Origin of the sequence: Mesorhizobium erdmanii (assembly GCF_013170725.1) — a bacterium.
In the GTDB taxonomy this organism is placed as follows: Bacteria; Pseudomonadota; Alphaproteobacteria; order Rhizobiales; family Rhizobiaceae; genus Mesorhizobium; species Mesorhizobium erdmanii.
In genome coordinates, this window is sequence record NZ_CP033361.1 from 4,084,432 (window position 1) to 4,100,987 (window position 16,556).

Annotated in this window: 18 protein-coding genes; 6 read left to right on the forward strand and 12 right to left on the reverse strand. The window is 61.2% G+C overall.

The annotated features are described in order from the left end of the window. Position 1: 1 nt before the first annotated feature. From pdhA to eno, 3 genes are all read right to left on the reverse strand, one after another. Entirely contained in the window at positions 2–1,039 is a 1,038-nt protein-coding gene (gene pdhA, locus EB233_RS19795; protein ID WP_027051823.1) for a pyruvate dehydrogenase (acetyl-transferring) E1 component subunit alpha, read from the reverse strand. 193 nt (positions 1,040–1,232) lie between these two features. Next, positions 1,233–1,556 carry an FtsB family cell division protein gene (locus EB233_RS19800; protein ID WP_064991397.1) on the reverse strand — a complete coding sequence of 108 codons (324 nt, stop codon included), beginning with the start codon at positions 1,554–1,556 and terminating at the stop codon, positions 1,233–1,235. A gap of 160 nt (positions 1,557–1,716) precedes the next feature. After that, complete coding sequence (gene eno / locus EB233_RS19805) at positions 1,717–2,991, reverse strand: phosphopyruvate hydratase (RefSeq protein ID WP_064991398.1); 1,275 nt, start codon at positions 2,989–2,991, stop codon at positions 1,717–1,719. A gap of 200 nt (positions 2,992–3,191) precedes the next feature. On the opposite strand from eno, the gene EB233_RS32170 reads away from it, so the two are divergent. After that, entirely contained in the window at positions 3,192–3,317 is a 126-nt protein-coding gene (locus EB233_RS32170; protein WP_081294269.1) for a hypothetical protein, read from the forward strand. Positions 3,318–3,379: 62 nt separating this feature from the next. On the opposite strand, the gene EB233_RS19810 is transcribed toward EB233_RS32170, so the two are convergent. The 6 genes from EB233_RS19810 to EB233_RS32175 form a co-directional block, all read right to left on the reverse strand. After that, positions 3,380–3,745, reverse strand: a complete 366-nt coding sequence (locus EB233_RS19810) for a PRC-barrel domain-containing protein (RefSeq protein ID WP_064991637.1) — start codon at positions 3,743–3,745, stop codon at positions 3,380–3,382. A gap of 83 nt (positions 3,746–3,828) precedes the next feature. Beyond that, the gene (locus EB233_RS19815) at positions 3,829–4,032 is read right to left on the reverse strand and encodes a dodecin family protein (protein WP_027045027.1); all 204 of its coding nucleotides are present in this window, start codon (positions 4,030–4,032) and stop codon (positions 3,829–3,831) included. Between the two features lie 85 nt (positions 4,033–4,117). Continuing rightward, positions 4,118–4,978, reverse strand: coding sequence for a 3-deoxy-8-phosphooctulonate synthase (gene kdsA / locus EB233_RS19820; RefSeq protein ID WP_027051819.1), 861 nt, complete (start codon positions 4,976–4,978; stop codon positions 4,118–4,120). Then, positions 4,975–5,865, reverse strand: coding sequence for a VOC family protein (locus EB233_RS19825; protein WP_064991399.1), 891 nt, complete (start codon positions 5,863–5,865; stop codon positions 4,975–4,977). The genes kdsA and EB233_RS19825 overlap by 4 nt, the downstream gene beginning before the upstream one ends. Before the next feature lie 93 nt (positions 5,866–5,958). Continuing rightward, positions 5,959–6,249, reverse strand: a complete 291-nt coding sequence (locus tag EB233_RS19830) for a Dabb family protein (RefSeq protein WP_064991400.1) — start codon at positions 6,247–6,249, stop codon at positions 5,959–5,961. A gap of 170 nt (positions 6,250–6,419) precedes the next feature. Then, entirely contained in the window at positions 6,420–6,554 is a 135-nt protein-coding gene (locus EB233_RS32175; protein WP_272481082.1) for a hypothetical protein, read from the reverse strand. 339 nt (positions 6,555–6,893) lie between these two features. On the opposite strand from EB233_RS32175, the gene EB233_RS19835 reads away from it, so the two are divergent. Beyond that, a complete protein-coding gene (locus EB233_RS19835; RefSeq protein WP_064991402.1) occupies positions 6,894–8,147 on the forward strand; it encodes an SAM-dependent methyltransferase in 1,254 nt (417 codons plus the stop codon). Positions 8,148–8,203: 56 nt separating this feature from the next. On the opposite strand, the gene EB233_RS19840 is transcribed toward EB233_RS19835, so the two are convergent. Further along, positions 8,204–10,183: a bifunctional 2',3'-cyclic-nucleotide 2'-phosphodiesterase/3'-nucleotidase gene (locus EB233_RS19840; RefSeq protein WP_064991638.1), complete on the reverse strand. Its 1,980-nt coding sequence runs from the start codon at positions 10,181–10,183 to the stop codon at positions 8,204–8,206. Between the two features lie 213 nt (positions 10,184–10,396). Further along, the gene (locus tag EB233_RS19845; RefSeq protein WP_064991403.1) at positions 10,397–11,662 is read right to left on the reverse strand and encodes an NAD(P)/FAD-dependent oxidoreductase; all 1,266 of its coding nucleotides are present in this window, start codon (positions 11,660–11,662) and stop codon (positions 10,397–10,399) included. Between the two features lie 164 nt (positions 11,663–11,826). Between EB233_RS19845 and EB233_RS19850 the strand changes: the two genes are divergently transcribed. Beyond that, positions 11,827–12,477 carry a 5-formyltetrahydrofolate cyclo-ligase gene (locus tag EB233_RS19850; RefSeq protein WP_081294270.1) on the forward strand — a complete coding sequence of 217 codons (651 nt, stop codon included), beginning with the start codon at positions 11,827–11,829 and terminating at the stop codon, positions 12,475–12,477. Between the two features lie 157 nt (positions 12,478–12,634). Next, positions 12,635–13,057: a hypothetical protein gene (locus tag EB233_RS19855; protein ID WP_064991404.1), complete on the forward strand. Its 423-nt coding sequence runs from the start codon at positions 12,635–12,637 to the stop codon at positions 13,055–13,057. Here EB233_RS19855 and EB233_RS19860 read toward each other — a convergent pair. Continuing rightward, positions 13,054–13,527 carry an Lrp/AsnC family transcriptional regulator gene (locus EB233_RS19860; protein WP_010909317.1) on the reverse strand — a complete coding sequence of 158 codons (474 nt, stop codon included), beginning with the start codon at positions 13,525–13,527 and terminating at the stop codon, positions 13,054–13,056. The genes EB233_RS19855 and EB233_RS19860 overlap by 4 nt on opposite strands. 156 nt (positions 13,528–13,683) lie before the next feature. Here EB233_RS19860 and ald point away from each other — a divergent pair, with 156 nt between their 5' ends. Together ald and EB233_RS19870 are read left to right on the forward strand one after the other, a co-directional pair. Further along, positions 13,684–14,799, forward strand: a complete 1,116-nt coding sequence (gene ald / locus EB233_RS19865) for an alanine dehydrogenase (protein WP_027051811.1) — start codon at positions 13,684–13,686, stop codon at positions 14,797–14,799. A gap of 229 nt (positions 14,800–15,028) precedes the next feature. Next, the gene (locus tag EB233_RS19870; protein ID WP_064991405.1) at positions 15,029–16,333 is read left to right on the forward strand and encodes an outer membrane protein; all 1,305 of its coding nucleotides are present in this window, start codon (positions 15,029–15,031) and stop codon (positions 16,331–16,333) included. Positions 16,334–16,556 lie beyond the last annotated feature (223 nt).

Genomic DNA, 16,556 nt, shown 5'->3' on the forward strand with positions numbered 1-16,556 from the left:
CTTACAATACGATATCGGTCCAGAGCTCGGACGGATCCGGCTCCGCATCGTTCTGGGCAAATTCGGCGGCGTCGGCGACGATGTCGCGAACCTCCTTGTCGATGGTCTTCAGCTCGTCCTCGCTTGCCCACTTCTTGTCGATCAGCCGCGCCTTGACCTGCTCGATCGGATCATGGTCGGAGCGCATCTTCTGCACTTCTTCCTTGGAACGGTATTTCGCCGGGTCGGACATGGAGTGACCGCGATAGCGATAGGTCTGCATTTCGAGAATGATCGGCCCGTTGCCGGCACGGCACCATTCGGCAGCCTGATCACCGGCGGATTTGACCGCACGCACATCCATGCCGTCGACCTGGATGCCTGGAATCTTGAACGAGGCGCCGCGATGCGAAAAATTGGTTTCAGCCGACGAGCGCGACACAGAGGTGCCCATGGCGTAGCGGTTGTTCTCGATGATGTAGATCACCGGCAGCTTCCACAGCGAGGCCATGTTGAAACTTTCATAGACCTGGCCCTGGTTGGCGGCGCCGTCGCCGAAATAGGTCAGCGAGACGTTGTTGTTTTCCCGATAGCGGTTGGCGAAGGCGAGACCCGTGCCGAGCGACACTTGCGCACCGACAATGCCGTGGCCGCCGTAGAAATGCTTCTCCTTGGAGAACATGTGCATGGAGCCGCCCTTGCCCCGGGACAGGCCGCCGCGACGGCCGGTCAATTCGGCCATCACACCGCGCGGCGAAAGCTCCATGGCCAGCATATGGCCGTGGTCGCGATAGGCGGTGATCATCTGGTCGCCGTCGATCAGCGCCATCTTCATGCCCGTGACGACCGCTTCCTGGCCGATATAGAGATGGCAAAAGCCGCCGATGAAACCCATGCCGTAGAGTTGGCCGGCCTTTTCCTCGAAGCGGCGGATGAGCAGCATATGCCGATAGGCGGCAAGCTCTTCATCCTTGGTGAATTCAGCCGGCTTGGGCGCGGAAAGCCCTGATTTGCCGTCGGATTTGGATTTGGCAGGCGCTTTTCTGGCTGCGGTGGCCATGCATCACTCCCTGTTGGCGTCTCTTTGCGGACATTAGGGCAGGATGAAGTCTGCCCTGGGAAGATCAGCTCTCCCCACCGATTTATGCAAGGCTAACACGCGTCACAGCGTTGCGCCATGACGAATTTGCATAGCTGGCATGCGCCTAAGCAATTAAAATCATTGAAAATATTGGTGATTAACTGAACTTCAGTTATTTCGATGAGGTCGGCAACATGATGGTGATTTCGTCGGGCTGGGACAGGTTGAGCGCCCGGCGCGCCTGCTCGTCGAGCATGTCCTTCTCCAGAGTGCCGTCATGCATGAGCCGAACGCGCCGTTCGAGCTCGATCCGGCGGGCCTTGACGGCGTCGAGCTGGGCCTGCAGCGCAACTGTCTTCGCTTCCAGCTGATATTTCGAATTGATGCCGAATTCGCCGTGATAGGCGTGGAAGCCGAAATAGGCCAGAAACACCACGCAAAGCGAGGGGATGATCAGGCGGCCGGTGTTTCTCTGCTTGTGCTGACGCGTCCACATGACCGAATCCCCGTAGCCGCAAACTCAAACGACCCGGACCCTTTTTCGCCTGATTGTGCTTAACGGACGGTTACGGAGACTAACCCGGCAGTCAGCCAAACGAAAAAGGGCGGGAATGATCCCGCCCTTCGCGCACCATCCGAAATTTGGCGTCCTGGGATCAGCCCTTGATCACCGACTTGCCGGCGTAGCGTGCCTGCTTGCCGAGCTCTTCCTCGATGCGGATCAGCTGGTTGTATTTGGCCATGCGGTCGGAGCGCGACAGCGAACCGGTCTTGATCTGCCCGCAATTGGTGGCGACGGCGAGATCGGCGATGGTCGAATCCTCTGTCTCACCGGAGCGATGCGACATGACGGCGGTGTAGGCAGCCTTGTGCGCGGTCTCGACGGCGTCGAGCGTTTCGGTCAGCGAGCCGATCTGGTTGACCTTGACCAGGATCGAATTGGCAACGCCCATGCGGATGCCGTCGCGCAGGCGCGCCGTGTTGGTGACGAAGAGGTCGTCGCCCACCAGCTGCGTCTTCTTGCCGATCAGGTCGGTCAGGTACTTCCAGCCTTCCCAGTCGTCCTCGGCAAGACCGTCCTCGATCGAGATGATCGGATAGTCGGCGGCGAGCTTGGCGAGGTACTTGGCCTGCGCCTTGGGATCACGCGTCTTCTTCTCGCCCTCATAGACGTAATTGCCGTCCTTGAAGAACTCAGTCGCTGCGCAATCCAGACCGAGCGCAATCTCCTCGCCCGGCTTGAAACCGGCCTTCTCGATCGATTCCATGATGAAATCGAGCGCCACCGGCGCGCTCTTCAGGTTCGGCGCGAAGCCGCCCTCGTCGCCGACATTGGTGTTGTGGCCGGCATCCTTCAGCTTCTTGCGCAGCGTGTGGAAGATTTCCGAACCCCAGCGCACGCCTTCGCGCAAAGTCGGGGCGCCGACCGGCAGGATCATGAATTCCTGGAAGTCGATCGGGTTGTCGGCATGGGCGCCGCCATTGATGATGTTCATCATCGGCACGGGCAGGACATGTGCCTTGGCGCCGCCGACATAACGGTAGAGCGGCAGGCCGGCGGCATCGGCCGCGGCCTTGGCCACCGCCAGCGAAACCCCGAGAATGGCATTGGCGCCGAGCCGGCTTTTGTTGGGCGTGCCGTCGAGCTCGATCATCGTCTGGTCGATATGGATCTGGTTTTCGGCTTCCATGCCGCCGATCGCCTCGAACAGCTCGCCATTGACCGCTTCGACGGCCTTGAGCACGCCCTTGCCGAGATAGCGGGCGCCGCCGTCGCGAAGCTCGACGGCTTCGTGGGCGCCGGTCGAGGCGCCCGACGGCACAGCGGCGCGGCCCATCGAACCGTCTTCGAGCACGACGTCGACCTCGACGGTCGGGTTTCCACGGCTGTCCAGGATTTCACGTCCGACAATGTCGATGATGGCGGTCATTGCGATGTCCCCGATTGATCTGACGAAAGGTCGCGCCCGTCTTAGCCAAAGCGACGCAAAAGGCAATCCGGCCATGGCCGAATAGTGGCGCCAGGCCGATTCACGAAGCGCAAATTTCTGTCATCATAAGTCATGCCACCCGGGCGCGCATTCCAGGCTATGGCTGTTGTCGCGCGGGGCGAAACAGGAGGAGTTTCGCCATGTCCGAGTTGAGCGGGATCGTTAGTTTGTTCCTGATCGCGGCGGCGTTCTTGACGTCGTGCGACAACAAGCAATCGCCGTCGAAGGCTTTCGAGCCCTTGCCGGCATTGAGCACCAGCGAATAGCCGGTGGCGTTGAACCAAAAAAGGGCCCCGTCGCAACGAGGCCCTTTTTCGTTGACGTCAGGTCAATGCCAGTAGGGCGTGACCTTGTAATACTTATAAGACGCGTCGCGCGCGCTTTCGCCGTCGGCGCCGGCCAGTTCATTGATCGAATAGGCGGGTGCGGCCTTCAGCTGCTCCTTGGAGAAGGGCACGACGTAGCCGCCCTTGTCCTCGTCATAGTCGAGACTTGCCCAGGGAATTGCGTGGTATTTCTCGCCGATACCGAGAAAGCCGCCAAAGCCGATGACCGCGAACATGATGCCATTCGACGTCTTGTCGAGCATGATGTCCTCGATACTGCCGATGCTCTTGCCTTCGGTGTTGTAGACGGACGTGCCGATGACGCGCGAAGCGGCGATGGCTTCGGTGTGGCCTGTCTGGGTTGTCATGATCTGCTCCTCGTTGTCGTTGAACTCTGCTTTGACAATGAGGGGCGCGGGCGAAGGTTCCCGACTTTTTCGGCGGCGGCCAATCACTCCGCGAGGATGAAGGTAACCTTCATGTTGACGCGATAGGCAGCGATCTTGCCGTCCTCGACGACGATCTTCTGGTCCTGAATCCAGGCGCCTTCGACGTTCTTCAGGGTCTTCGAGGCGCGCGCGATTCCCTTTTCGATGGCGTCCTGAAAGCTCTTCTTAGACGACGAGGTGATTTCGGTGACGCGGGCGACGGACATGGCTTCCTCCTGCCAAACGCTCATTTGCCGTCAAAGCGTACAACCGGCCCCTCTCAACCACAAGCACCGGCGCGATAGCGGCTACTCAATGGCCTTTCGCTATCCGGTCGAACGCCATCAGCCTTTCCAAAAGCGCCGGCATATCCTTGAGCGGCAGCATGTTCGGGCCATCGGAAGAGGTCGAATTGTCAGGATCCTGATGGGTCTCGATGAAGACGCCGGCGACACCGACGGCGACGGCCGCCCGGGCCAAGGTCTCGACAAAACGGCGCTCGCCACCAGACGAACCGCCCTGCCCGCCCGGCTGCTGCACCGAATGCGTGGCGTCGAAGATCACCGGCGCGCCGATCTCGGCCATTACAGGCAGAGCGCGCATATCCGACACCAGCGTGTTGTAGCCGAAGGACGCACCGCGCTCGGTAGTCAAGACATTGGCGTTGCCGGACCCGGTGATCTTGGCGACCACATTCTTCATGTCCCAGGGCGCCAGGAACTGCCCCTTCTTGACGTTGATCACCTTGCCCGTCCTGGCGGCCGCGACCAGCATGTCGGTCTGGCGCGACAGGAAGGCCGGGATCTGCAGCACATCGACGTGCGGCGCGACGATCGCGCATTGCTCCTCGGTGTGGACATCGGTCAGAACGGGAAGCGAAAATTCCTTGCGCAGTTCGTCGAAGACCGGAAGTGCGGCGTCCATGCCGGCGCCGCGCGTTGCCGACAGCGAGGTGCGGTTGGCCTTGTCGTAGCTTGTCTTGTAGACGAGGCCGATGCCGAGCTTGGCGGTCAATTCCTTCAACGCGCCGGCCATGTCGAAGGCATGCTGGCGCGATTCGAACTGGCACGGGCCGGCGATCAACGCCAAGGCCGCCTTGTTGTCGAACACGACGTTACCGACGGATACCGTCGAATTGGGCGCCATCGAATTGGACGCTTGGGACTTGCTCATGGGACCTCCCGGAAGATGAAAGCCGCGCCCTGTCCGGATGCCGGCCGCACGACAATTTCGTTGCCCGCTATATCGTGCTGGATGGCATTGGCCGCAAGCAGGCTCGACGTGGCATCGGCGCTGCGGACTGCAAAGACGATCGCCATGAAGCGAAGTTTCGTCGATGACCCGGCCGGAACGCCAAAGCGGGCGGTGAACGATTCGGCGCCGAGCACGCTCAAGGTTGCATTCGGCAGGGGAAACGCATTCCCCTCGTCGCCGGCAGCAGGATCGTTCACCGCGACGGAGATCAGCCTGCTCTGTTCGGCAGGCTGATCGCTGACCGCCACGACTTCCACGATGCCAAAGGCGCCGTTGGCGTGGGCCTGCAAGGCCGTACGGTCCACCTTTGGCGCGTTGATCCGCTGGCACGCAAAGAGGAACGCGTCGGTTGCGTTGCTGGCGGAGGCGAAGGCCAGTTTGAATGAGGCTACGTCGCTCTTGCCCGACGTATCGGTAAAAGCGCGCGAAAAACTCAGCGTGTCCCCCGCCGACAGGCCGGCCTCGACATAGCGTGCATGGTCGGCATCGGCATCGTCGGTCCCCAGGACCGCCGCGGAAAATCCTTCATCGCCGCGGCTGTCGCGATAGGCACGGTCGCGCTTGACGAAGACGTTGCCCTCGGCCGCCGCGTCAAGGGCTGCTTGCTGGTTGCCGATCGCCAGCGGCTCCAGGTAGGTGCCGTCAGCGAGGAAAACGCAGCAATTTTCCGTTCCAAAGGGATGGATGCCGGTAGGGGCGACGACGAAGCCCAGCGAAGTGAGCCGGGCTCGCGCCTCATCGAGGCTCCGCGTCGGCAGAACCAGATGGTCGAGCGGATGAATGCCGGTTGCTGTTGTTCGGGTCATTGAGGCGCGATGTGCATCATTCCGAAGACCGGTTCAAGGTCATTTCCGTCGGCGGCACCGAGGACTTGTCGAGATCCAGAATCGGGCCTGGGATCAGCTGCCGGCGATGACGTCGGCGGAATAGCGCAGTTCGCGCAATGGTTTGACCTTGCTGGTGGTCTGCGCATAGAGCGGATGCGCCTTGTAGGCCGCCAGCGCCGCATCATCTGCGAATTCAGCGTAAACGACCACGTCAACTTCATCCGACAGCGGGTCGACCTTGGTGTTCAAAGTGACCTCGAACAGGCTGGAATGAGAGATGTTGCCGAGCGCCAGCAACCCGGTGCGCACTGCCTCCACATCCTCCTTGCGCCGCGCGCTGAAGAAAACGATATGCCGGATCAATTCCGCCTCCTCGATCTGAATGCCGGGGTCTTTAGTGACGGCGGTCCCCTCACGTCAACCGCTCATGGCGCGACGCGTCCATGCGACGCGCCTCGCACGAGGCCGGACCTCATCCCAAAGCGACGAACACGTCGGATGAAACGCCGGGTTGCTATTTTAGGAAGGGATATTCAGGCCTTGCCGGTGACGTAACGCATGACATGGGAGAGTTCCCTGACCGAAATGTCGAGATACCGGCCCTGATTGTAGAGACCGTCCCAGATCAGGAAGAACGCGATCGCGGCAATGAAGATTACATAACGCATGGCTAAAGCTATCGCACAAGCGCTGCGCCTGCCATAGACGTTTTCTGGATTTTGGCCAGCAGCCACTCGATGCAATGGGGCGGATGCCAGGCGATACGTGGCACAGCCCAGCTAATGACCTGCCTCTTGAAGTCCCCCCTCATGACGTGGAAGATTGTGGTCGGCATTTGCCAGGAAGCGCTGAAGCTGAGGCTAAGGGACGCGCTTTGGTTCGAGTTCGCCTGTCGCCGAGCCCGTGAGCCACCGGGAACAGGCAAGGGCGTTCGAACCTGGTGAATGATCCAAGAGAACCGTGGCTCGGCAATTTGCGCTGGCACCACGGAAATCCAGGGGCGTGAAATGGCACACGGGGAACATCATAACGGACAGAGCGAAGCGGTCAGGCTCGACGAGTTCAATTTCGCCGAAATCGTCAAGGGCCTGCCGGCCAAGGCACGCATGGTGCTGTCGGCGGCGATGAACCTGCCGCGCGGCTCTCTCAAGGTCAGGATGCCGGATGGCCGCGCCGTTCTCGTTGGCGGCAAGGGACCTGGCCCGGATGCCGAACTGGTGCTCAAGAACTGGCGCCTGCCAGGCCGCGCCTTTTCCGGCGGCACGATCGGCGTTGCCGAATCGTACATGGACGGCGATTGGGAAAGCCCCGACGTCACCAGCTTCCTGGAATTGTTCGTGGTCAATTCGGCGATCGGCGAACGCGTCGCCGGCGGCGCCAGCTGGCTCATCAACACCGTCCAGCGCATCCGCCACTGGTTCAACGAGAACACACGGACCGGTTCGAAGCGCAACATCTCGGCGCATTACGATCTCGGCAACGCCTTCTACAAGGAATGGCTCGACCCGAGCATGACCTATTCCTCGGCGCTCTACGCCAACGGCGCCAATGACCTCGAAAGCGCCCAGGCCGCCAAATATCGGGCGCTGGCCAAGGATATAGGGATCGGCAGAAAGGATCATGTGCTGGAGATCGGTTGCGGCTGGGGCGGCTTCGCCGAATTCGCCGCGCGCGAAATCGGCTGCCGCGTTACGGGATTGACGATCAGCCGCGAACAGCACGACTTCGCCAAGGCACGCATCGCCAACGCCGGGCTTGCCGACAAGGTCGACATCAAGCTGCAGGATTATCGCGACGAAACCGGGACTTACGACCGGATCGCGTCGATCGAGATGTTCGAAGCGGTCGGCGAGAAATACTGGCCGGTGTTCTTCTCAAAGATGAAGGCCTGCCTGAAACCCGGTGGCACCGCTGGTCTGCAGATCATAACCATCAACGAGGCGGCCTACGACACCTATCGCGCCAGGCCGGATTTCATCCAGCGCTACGTATTTCCGGGCGGCATGCTGCCGACGCCATCGATCCTGAAGGCGCTCGGCGCGGACCACGGCCTCGCGCATCTGCGTGAGCGCGTGTTTCCCGACGACTATGCGCGCACGCTGGCCGAATGGCGCAATCGCTTCTGGGCGTCGTGGGAAAAGATCGTGCCGCTCGGCTTCGACGATCGCTTCAAGAAGCTCTGGGAATTCTACCTGCACTATTGCGAAGCCGGCTTCCGCGCCAGCTACATCGACGTGCGCCAGGTGGTCTACAAGGCCTGAAGCCACCGACCTCGACCATCCACCAGGTCCATGCTCCGGCCGGGTTGGCGGCCCGATCAGAGCAGTATGCGATACTTCGCAAAACCGGCTTCGCCCTCGCCCGCCGGTTCGATCTTGAGCGACTTCACATCGGCGATGAAGTCCTTTGCCTTGACGCCCGTCTCGAAGGTGACGCTGGTTCCCGGCAGCGGCGCGAACGACCAGTTGCCATCCGCCGACGGGTTGATCGTGCCCTGGCTCACAATGTAGCGAACGATGACGTCGCGGTTGGTATCCGGCGCTTCGTAGATGATCTTCGACGCATTGATGTCGGGGAAATTGCCGCCGCCGCCGGCCCGGTAGTTGTTGGTCGCGACGACGAATTTCTGATTGGGATCAATTGGTTTTCGGTCGAACATCAAGTCGATGATGCGGCTCGAACCGGCGTTCGCGACACCGCCCTTTGCATCGTATTTCGGCGGCTGCGACAGGTCAATCTTGTAAGTGACGCCATCGATGACGTCGAAATTGTAGGACGGGAAATCGGTGTTGATGAGCGCCTGGTCGGCCTTGCCCGCCTCGATCCTGTTGAAGATGCCGGCCGACATTTCCAGCCATTCCTTGACCTGCGCCCCGGTGATTTCGACGGCACGCACGGTGTTGGGATAGAGATAGAGGTCGGCGACGTTCTTGATGGCGATATCGCCGGCGGGCACGTCGGTGTAGTAGTCGGCGCCGTTGCGCCCGCCGGCCTTGAAGGGCGCCGCGGCCGAAAGCAGCGGCACGTCCTTCCACTGCGTGCTCTTGAGGATGTCCTTCAAATACCAGGTCTGCGCCTGGCTGACGACCTGCACCGACGGATCGTCGGCAACCAGCGAGAAGTAGGAATAGAGCGGTGCCGAGGTCTTGCCGACCGGACGGCGCACATACGCCAATGTCGCCTGATGGTCCTGTTCGAGTGCCGCGATAATGCGCTTGTCGTCGGGAACTGTCGGCTTGTTCTTGTTGTCGACGCGCTCGAAGATCGGCCGCGCCTCGGAGGTTGCGGAAACGACCCTCCATTTCGATCCGTCGCGCTCCAGCATCAGGTCGATCAGGCCCATGTGCGAGCCCCAGAAACCGCCCATCACGGCGGGCTTGCCCTGCAGGGTGCCTTTTTGCGTATCGACGCCGTCGAGCGATTGGAAATCCTTCTTGCCGGGAAACACCAGGTGCTGGTGGCCGGTGAAAACGGCATCGATGCCATCGACCCCGGCGACGAAGAACGATGCGTTCTCCATCATATCGCCCTGCTTCACATCGATGCCGGAATGCGAGAGCGCGATGACGATGTCGGCGCCCTCCTCCTTCATCTGCGGCACCCAGGCCTTGGCCGCCTCGACGATATCGCGCGTCTTGACATGGCCCTCGAGATTTTTGAGGTCCCAGACCATGATCTGCGGCGGCACGAAGCCGATGATGCCTATCCTGATCGGCTGCTCGGCGCCCGAACCGTCCTTGATCTTCTTATCGAGGATCACATAGGGCTTGAGGTAGAGCTTGTCGTCACGCGGATTGGCGGCAAGCTCGGTGCCGCGGATCAGGTTGGCGCAGACGAACGGGAAATTGGCACCGGCCAGCACCTTGTCGAGGAACGACAAGCCATAGTTGAACTCGTGGTTGCCGAGCGTCGAACACTCGTAGCCGAGCAGGTTCATGCCTTTCATGACGGGATGCAGATCGCCGTCCTTCAGGCCTTTCTCGTAGGCGATGTAGTCGCCCATCGGGTTGCCCTGCAGCAGGTCGCCATTGTCGATCAGCATCGAATTGACGGCTTCCTTGCGCACCGCGTCGATCAGCGACGCTGTACGCGAAAGGCCCAGCGTGTCGTTGGCTTTGTCGGCGTAGTAATCATAAGGCAGCACGTTCACATGGATGTCGGTGGTTTCCATGATGCGCAGATGCGCCTGATTGGCCTGCGCCCGGGCGGAGAAGGGATGAAGCATGATCAGCGCCCCTGCGGCGGCGGCGCCGGCGAGAAGACCGCGGCGGGAGACGGGGTGGAGCAGTTGCGACATGTTTTCTCCTTCTTCGACAACGTGACAATGGTCTGTCTGTTGGACCATGATCTTTTCCGAAAACCGGGTCCCACTTTTCGGGATCATGCCCCGCCCTGCCCGAAGCGAACTTCGCGCCGAAACCAGCGCAAGTCCACTGAAGAAGTCGCGCGCATCGGCACGCCAATCCATCAGCAACAGATGACGGGCGGATGAACAGGGCGGTGAAAAAAGTCAGGTCTTGTCGTCGTCGCCCTGGGTGATCAGCCGGGCGGAGCGCTGGCCCGTGACGTAGATCCATAGCCAGCTCAGGGAAACCGCAAGCCGGTTGCGGAAACCGATCAGGAAATAGATGTGGGCGATGCCCCACAGCCACCAGGCGAGCCAGCCCGTAAGCTTGATCCAGCCGAAATCGATCGCAGCCGCGCGTTTGCCGATCGTCGCCAGGTCACCGGCATGTTTGTAGTGAAAAGGACGCGCGGTCGTCTCACCATCGAGCCTGGCCTTGATTATGGCCGCAACATGCCGGCCCTGTTGCTTGGCGGAAGGAGCCACGCCAGGTACCGGCCGGCCATCGGGCCGCAGCACAAGGGCGGCGTCGCCGATGACAAAAATCTCGGGGCTGCCGGGCACGCTGAGGTCAGGCTCGACAAGCACCCTGCCCGCTCGGTCCGCCTTCGCCGCCAGCCACTGGGCGGCGGGCGAAGCGGCAACGCCGGCCGCCCACAGGATTGTCTTCGCCGCCAATTGCTTGTCACCAAAGCCCACGCCTTCGGCGTCGCAGCGCGTGACGGCCCGGCCGAGCTCGACCGTCACGCCGAGCCGCTCGAGCGCCTTGCTGGCGTAATCGGAGAGTTTTGGCGCGAAATTGGCAAGGATGCGGTCACCAGCCTCGATAAGCACCACGCGCGTTTGCCTGATATCGATGTTGCGGAACTCGCCGCGCAGCGTGTCGTGCGCCAGCTCGACGATGGTGCCGGCCAGTTCCACCCCGGTCGGCCCGCCACCGACGATCGCGATGGTCAGCAGCGCCTGGCGCTTGGCGGGATCGGTCTCCCGCTCGGCCTGTTCGAAGGCCAGGAGAATGCGCCGCCGGATGGTGGTGGCGTCCTCTAGCGTCTTTAGCCCCGGCGCGAACGGTTCCCATTCGTCGTGACCGAAATAGGCATGGCGGGCACCGGTGGCGAGCACCAGCGTGTCGTAGGCGACGGCGCTGCCGTCATCGAGCAGCACGCGTTTGCCGGCCCGGTCGACACCGGTGACGTTGGCGAGCAGCGTGGTGACGTCCTTGCGCTTGCGCAGGAGATGGCGGATCGGCCAGGCAACCTCGGATGTGGCCAGCGCCGTCGTCGCCACCTGGTAAAGCAGCGGCTGGAACAGATGGTGGTTGCGCTTGTCGATCATGGTGATGCGTACCGGTGCGCCCGACAGCGCGCGGGTGAATTCGAGACCGCCGAAACCCGCGCCGACAACGACGACATGATGGCTGGGTTCGGTCATTTCGTTCACCCCTGATGGCGAGATCGCCTTCCCTAGATGTAGGTATTTTTGTGCAATGCAGCAACAAAAGCACCATGCCCGGGACTCGCCGTCCCATGTCGTGAATACACAAGATGTATCGTGCCGCGAGGTATAGCGTCATCGAACACGCTATGAGGTGACGCATGGCCAACGATCATGACGGCGACAGCCCGGCACAGTATTCCTCGCCGCCCCGCTTCATGCACGAGCTCGATCCCGAATTCCGGCCGCCGCTGTCCGACTGGACCGATGTGAGACGCTGGCGCAAGGCCGAGCGCGAACGCCTGATTGCTGCCCGCCTTGCTGTTTCGGCCGACGCGCGAGCGGCCATGTCCCTGCGCATCGCCCAAGGGCTCGACGCGGTCATCGGCGAGATCAGCGGCCGCATGGTCAGCCTCTACTGGCCGTTTCGCGGCGAGCCGGATCTGCGGCCATGGATGGCGTCCATCAACGAGCGCGGCGGCCGCACGGCGCTGCCCATCGTCGTCGAAAAAGGGCAACCGCTGATCTTTCGTGCCTATAAACCGGGCGACCGATTGGAAAAGGGCGTCTGGAACATCCCGATCCCGGCCGAAGGCGATCCGGTGCTGCCGGACATCGTCATCTCGCCGATCGTCGGCATCGATCCCTCGCACTACCGGCTGGGCTATGGCGGCGGCTTCTTCGACCGCACGCTGGCAGCCATGCCGTTCAAGCCGCTGGTCATCGGCGTCGGCTACGAGATGCAGCGCATCGACACGATCTATCCGCAGCCGCATGACATTCCGATGGATCGGATCGTGACGGAAGCGTGAAGCGCGTCGCGCTGAAGCAGCGAAGATATCCGTGACAAAAATCTGACTTGGTCGATAAATAGTATCCTCTTTGGTGGAGCGCTTGGGCATGCCCTCCGTGCGTACCCGAGAGTGCCCGGCCGCACTCGCGGTTGCTGGATTGGCTGCTTCAAAAAGGATGATCGAGATGATCGGGCGAACTGTAGCCGCTGTCCTTGCAATTTCGTTCTCCGTCTCGCCTTCGCATGCGTTGCCAAAGCATCGTCTGCCGAGCGGTTACAAATGGGGCCGCTGCCTGCTAATTGTCAGCGGTCAGACCCGCATATCCGGAAGATGCTCCTATCAAATCGAAAGCGGCGGCGATTTCAATATCCAGGGGCCCCGGCAAGTCTTTGCCGGTATCGACTACCCTGATACCCACAGTGGCGCTGGTGAAATGTCCAAGGATTACTGGGCAGACGTATACAAGGACGGTGACCTGTGGGCGGGCTATGCGAACTCGGATATCAGCGAGACCCATGGCGATGAACATTGGGAAGACCTTCGCCGCGAAGGCGCATGCTATATCGGGAAGGACGTCAAGGTATGTCTTTGGCGTTAAGCCATTTCCGGCTTCATTCCCATCGCCGTGCGGTCGACAATCTCGCGGAGCGCGAAGGACGAATTGATCTTGGTCACATGCGGCATGGCCGACAGCCATTCCTTGTGGATGCGCTCGTAGTCGACGAGGTCCTTGGCGGCGATGCGCAGGATATAGTCGTATTCGCCTGACATCAGATGGCAAGACAGGACGTTGGGGCACCGTTTGATCGCCGCCTCGAAATCCGACAGCGTCTTCTCGAACTGGCCCGAAAGCGATATATGCACGATCGCCGTCATCTGATGACCGAGCGCCGCGTTGGACAACCGGGCGTGATAGCCGCGAATGGTTCCGGATTTTTCCAGATTGTCGAGCCGGCGCGAACAGGCCGATTGCGACAGGCCAACCTTCTCGGCAAGCGCCGCATTGGGGATCCGGCCATCCTTCTGCAACGTCTCAAGAATGGCGATATCGATCCTGTCGAGCGGCATTTTTCGTGAATCCTGCGAATATATTGCTATTTGGCGCAACGATTATCGAAACCCTCCTGTTCGCGCAAGCGCATTCGCAAACACTTGCGGGCCGATTCATGGTTCACTTTGAGAATACAGGGAGTGAGCCCAAAAGGGCCGGATCAGGAGAATAAAATGCGCGTCGGTTGCCCCAAGGAAATCAAGAACCACGAATATCGTGTCGGCCTGACGCCCGGCTCGGTTCGCGAATATGTGGCGCATGGCCACGAAGTGCTGGTCGAAGCGGGTGCCGGTGCGGGCATCGGCGCCGACGACAACGCCTATCGCGCCGCCGGCGCCACCATCGCCAAGACCGCCGCCGACGTGTTCGCCAAGTCGGACATGATCGTCAAGGTCAAGGAGCCGCAGCCCAATGAGTGGGTTCAATTGCGCGACGGCCAGATCCTGTACACCTATCTGCACCTGGCTCCGGATCCGGAACAGACCAAGGGCCTGCTCGCTTCTGGCGTGACGGCGATCGCCTACGAAACCGTGACCGACGACCGTGGCGGCCTGCCGCTCTTGGCACCGATGTCGGAAGTCGCCGGCCGCCTGTCCATCCAGGCCGGCGCCACGGCGCTGCAGAAGGCCAATGGCGGCCGTGGGGTGCTGCTTGGCGGCGTGCCGGGCGTGCTGCCCGGCAAGGTCACCGTGCTCGGCGGCGGCGTCGTCGGCCTGCACGCGGCCCGCATGGCCGCCGGTCTTGGCGCCGACGTCACCATCATCGACCGTTCGATCCCGCGCCTGCGCCAACTCGACGACCTGTTCGCCGGCCGTGTCCACACCCGCTACTCGACCGTCGAGGCACTCGAGGAAGAATGCTTCTCGGCCGACATCGTCGTCGGCGCCGTGCTGATCCCGGGTGCCGCCGCGCCGAAGCTCGTCACCCGCGAGATGCTGTCCGGCATGAAGAAGGGCTCGGTGCTGGTCGACGTCGCCATCGACCAGGGCGGCTGCTTCGAAACCTCGCATGCGACGACTCACGCCGAGCCGACCTACGAGGTTGACGGCGTCATCCACTATTGCGTCGCCAACATGCCAGGTGCCGTGCCGGTCACCTCGGCCCATGCGTTGAACAACGCGACGCTACATTACGGCCTGCAACTCGCCGACAAGGGCCTGAAGGCGCTGGTCGACGATCATCATTTGCGCAACGGCCTCAATGTCCACAAGGGCAAGATCACCAACCGGGCGGTCGCCGATGCCCTCGGCTACGAATTGGTTGAGCCGAAAGCCGTTCTGGCCGCCTGATACACCCAGAAAAAGTCAACGTGCTGTTACTGCCCGCCGGTTCACTCCGGCGGGCTTTTTATTGGCCGATCCGGGGTCTATTGGCCGATCTAGGGCGGCAAGTCTGATTACTGGACAGATCAGTGTCCGCTGCAGATGGAGATTGCCCAAAACTGTTGCATATTTGTCATTCCCAACCTGACTAAGCCTGCTAGAACCCTGGCGGGTTTATTGAATAGGGGTTTGGGCTATGTTTCTTCGCGTTTCTGCGAAATCTTTTCTTTTGGGTGCTGTCTCTGTAGTGGCGTTGATGTCGGCTGCGCATGCGGCAGATGTCGTGCAACCGGTCGAGGCATCCGGTTTTAACTGGAGCGGTGTTTATGTCGGCTTTGGCGTTGGCGCCGGGGCCAACGTCCATAAGCTGAGCAGCGATTTTGCTCCCATCTCGCTGAACGGCATCGGCGGCGAAGGCGTTTACGGCGAACTGACCGCTGGTTACGACTATATGGTCTCGCCCCGCTTCCTCCTCGGCGGGCTCGTCGATGTCCACGTCGGCAATATCGAAACCTCGCTCGATGTCGGGCCGTTCAATGCCTCCATCCAGGAGACCTATGGCTTTGATGCCGGTCTGCGCGCTGGCTACCTCCTGACGCCGAATACGCTGGGCTACGTCATGGGTGGATACTCCTGGCAGAAGTCCAAACTCGACTCGAACGCCGGCTTTGGGTTCGATTGGGACCAGAGCGGATACTTTGTCGGGGGCGGTCTCGAAACGGCCATCAACAGCAATTGGACGATCAAGACCGAGTATCGCTATACTCGCTTCGGCACCAAGGGAGATCTCCTTTCCGAAGCTGGCCTTGTCGGAGCTCCGGATGGCCTTCTCAACCTCGATACGTCGCGTCATACATTCCAGGTTGCCGCCAGCTATCGCTTCGGTGCGCAGAATGGCGCTCCCGCTTCGTTTGAAGCACCCGCCTACAACTGGACCGGCTTCTATATCGGCGGCGGCTTGGGTGCGGGTGCGTCCGTGCATCAGATCGAAATCCCGCCGCTTGTCGGCGCCAAGTTCAATGGCCTCGGCGGCGAAGGCGCGTTTGGCGAGTTGAACGTCGGCTACGACCATGACTTCGGCAATTGGGTCGCCGGCGTCCTGGTCGATGCCCGCTACTCGGGCATGACCTCGAAGCTTGACCTCGGCGGCGGGTCGATCAATGTCGATACCGACTATGGTTTTGACGTGCTCGGCCGCGTCGGCATGAAAATGAACGAATCGACCCTCGCCTACGCGTTGGCTGGCTACAGCTGGCAGCATTTCGATCTGAACGCTTCCGACCCGGTCGGGGATATCCTCGACTGGGGCTCGAGCGGTTTCTCGGTTGGCGGTGGTCTGGAAACCGCAGTTTCCAGCAACGTCACGATCGGTGTCGAGTATCGCTATTCGCAGTTCGCCAAGAAGGATTTCTCGTCGGAGCTGGGGCTGCCTGACGACTCCATCACCTCCACGTCTTCTTTCCATACCGTGCGTGTCGGCGCGAAGTATAAGTTCAACTAAGAAGCCCCTCCAGGCAAATAGTCGAAGCCCGTCGGCGTGGCCGGCGGGCTTTTTCTTTGCGTGGGCGGCTTTTGCGGGGAACCGGGCAACAAAAAAGCGGAGCCAAAGCCCCGCTTCCTCGATATCGAGATTGCCGCCGGTTCATCCGCGGTCGGCCAATCGATCGACAATCACTCCCTATCGCATCTATGCGACGGAAGTACGACAAAGTCTCTTCCCGCAA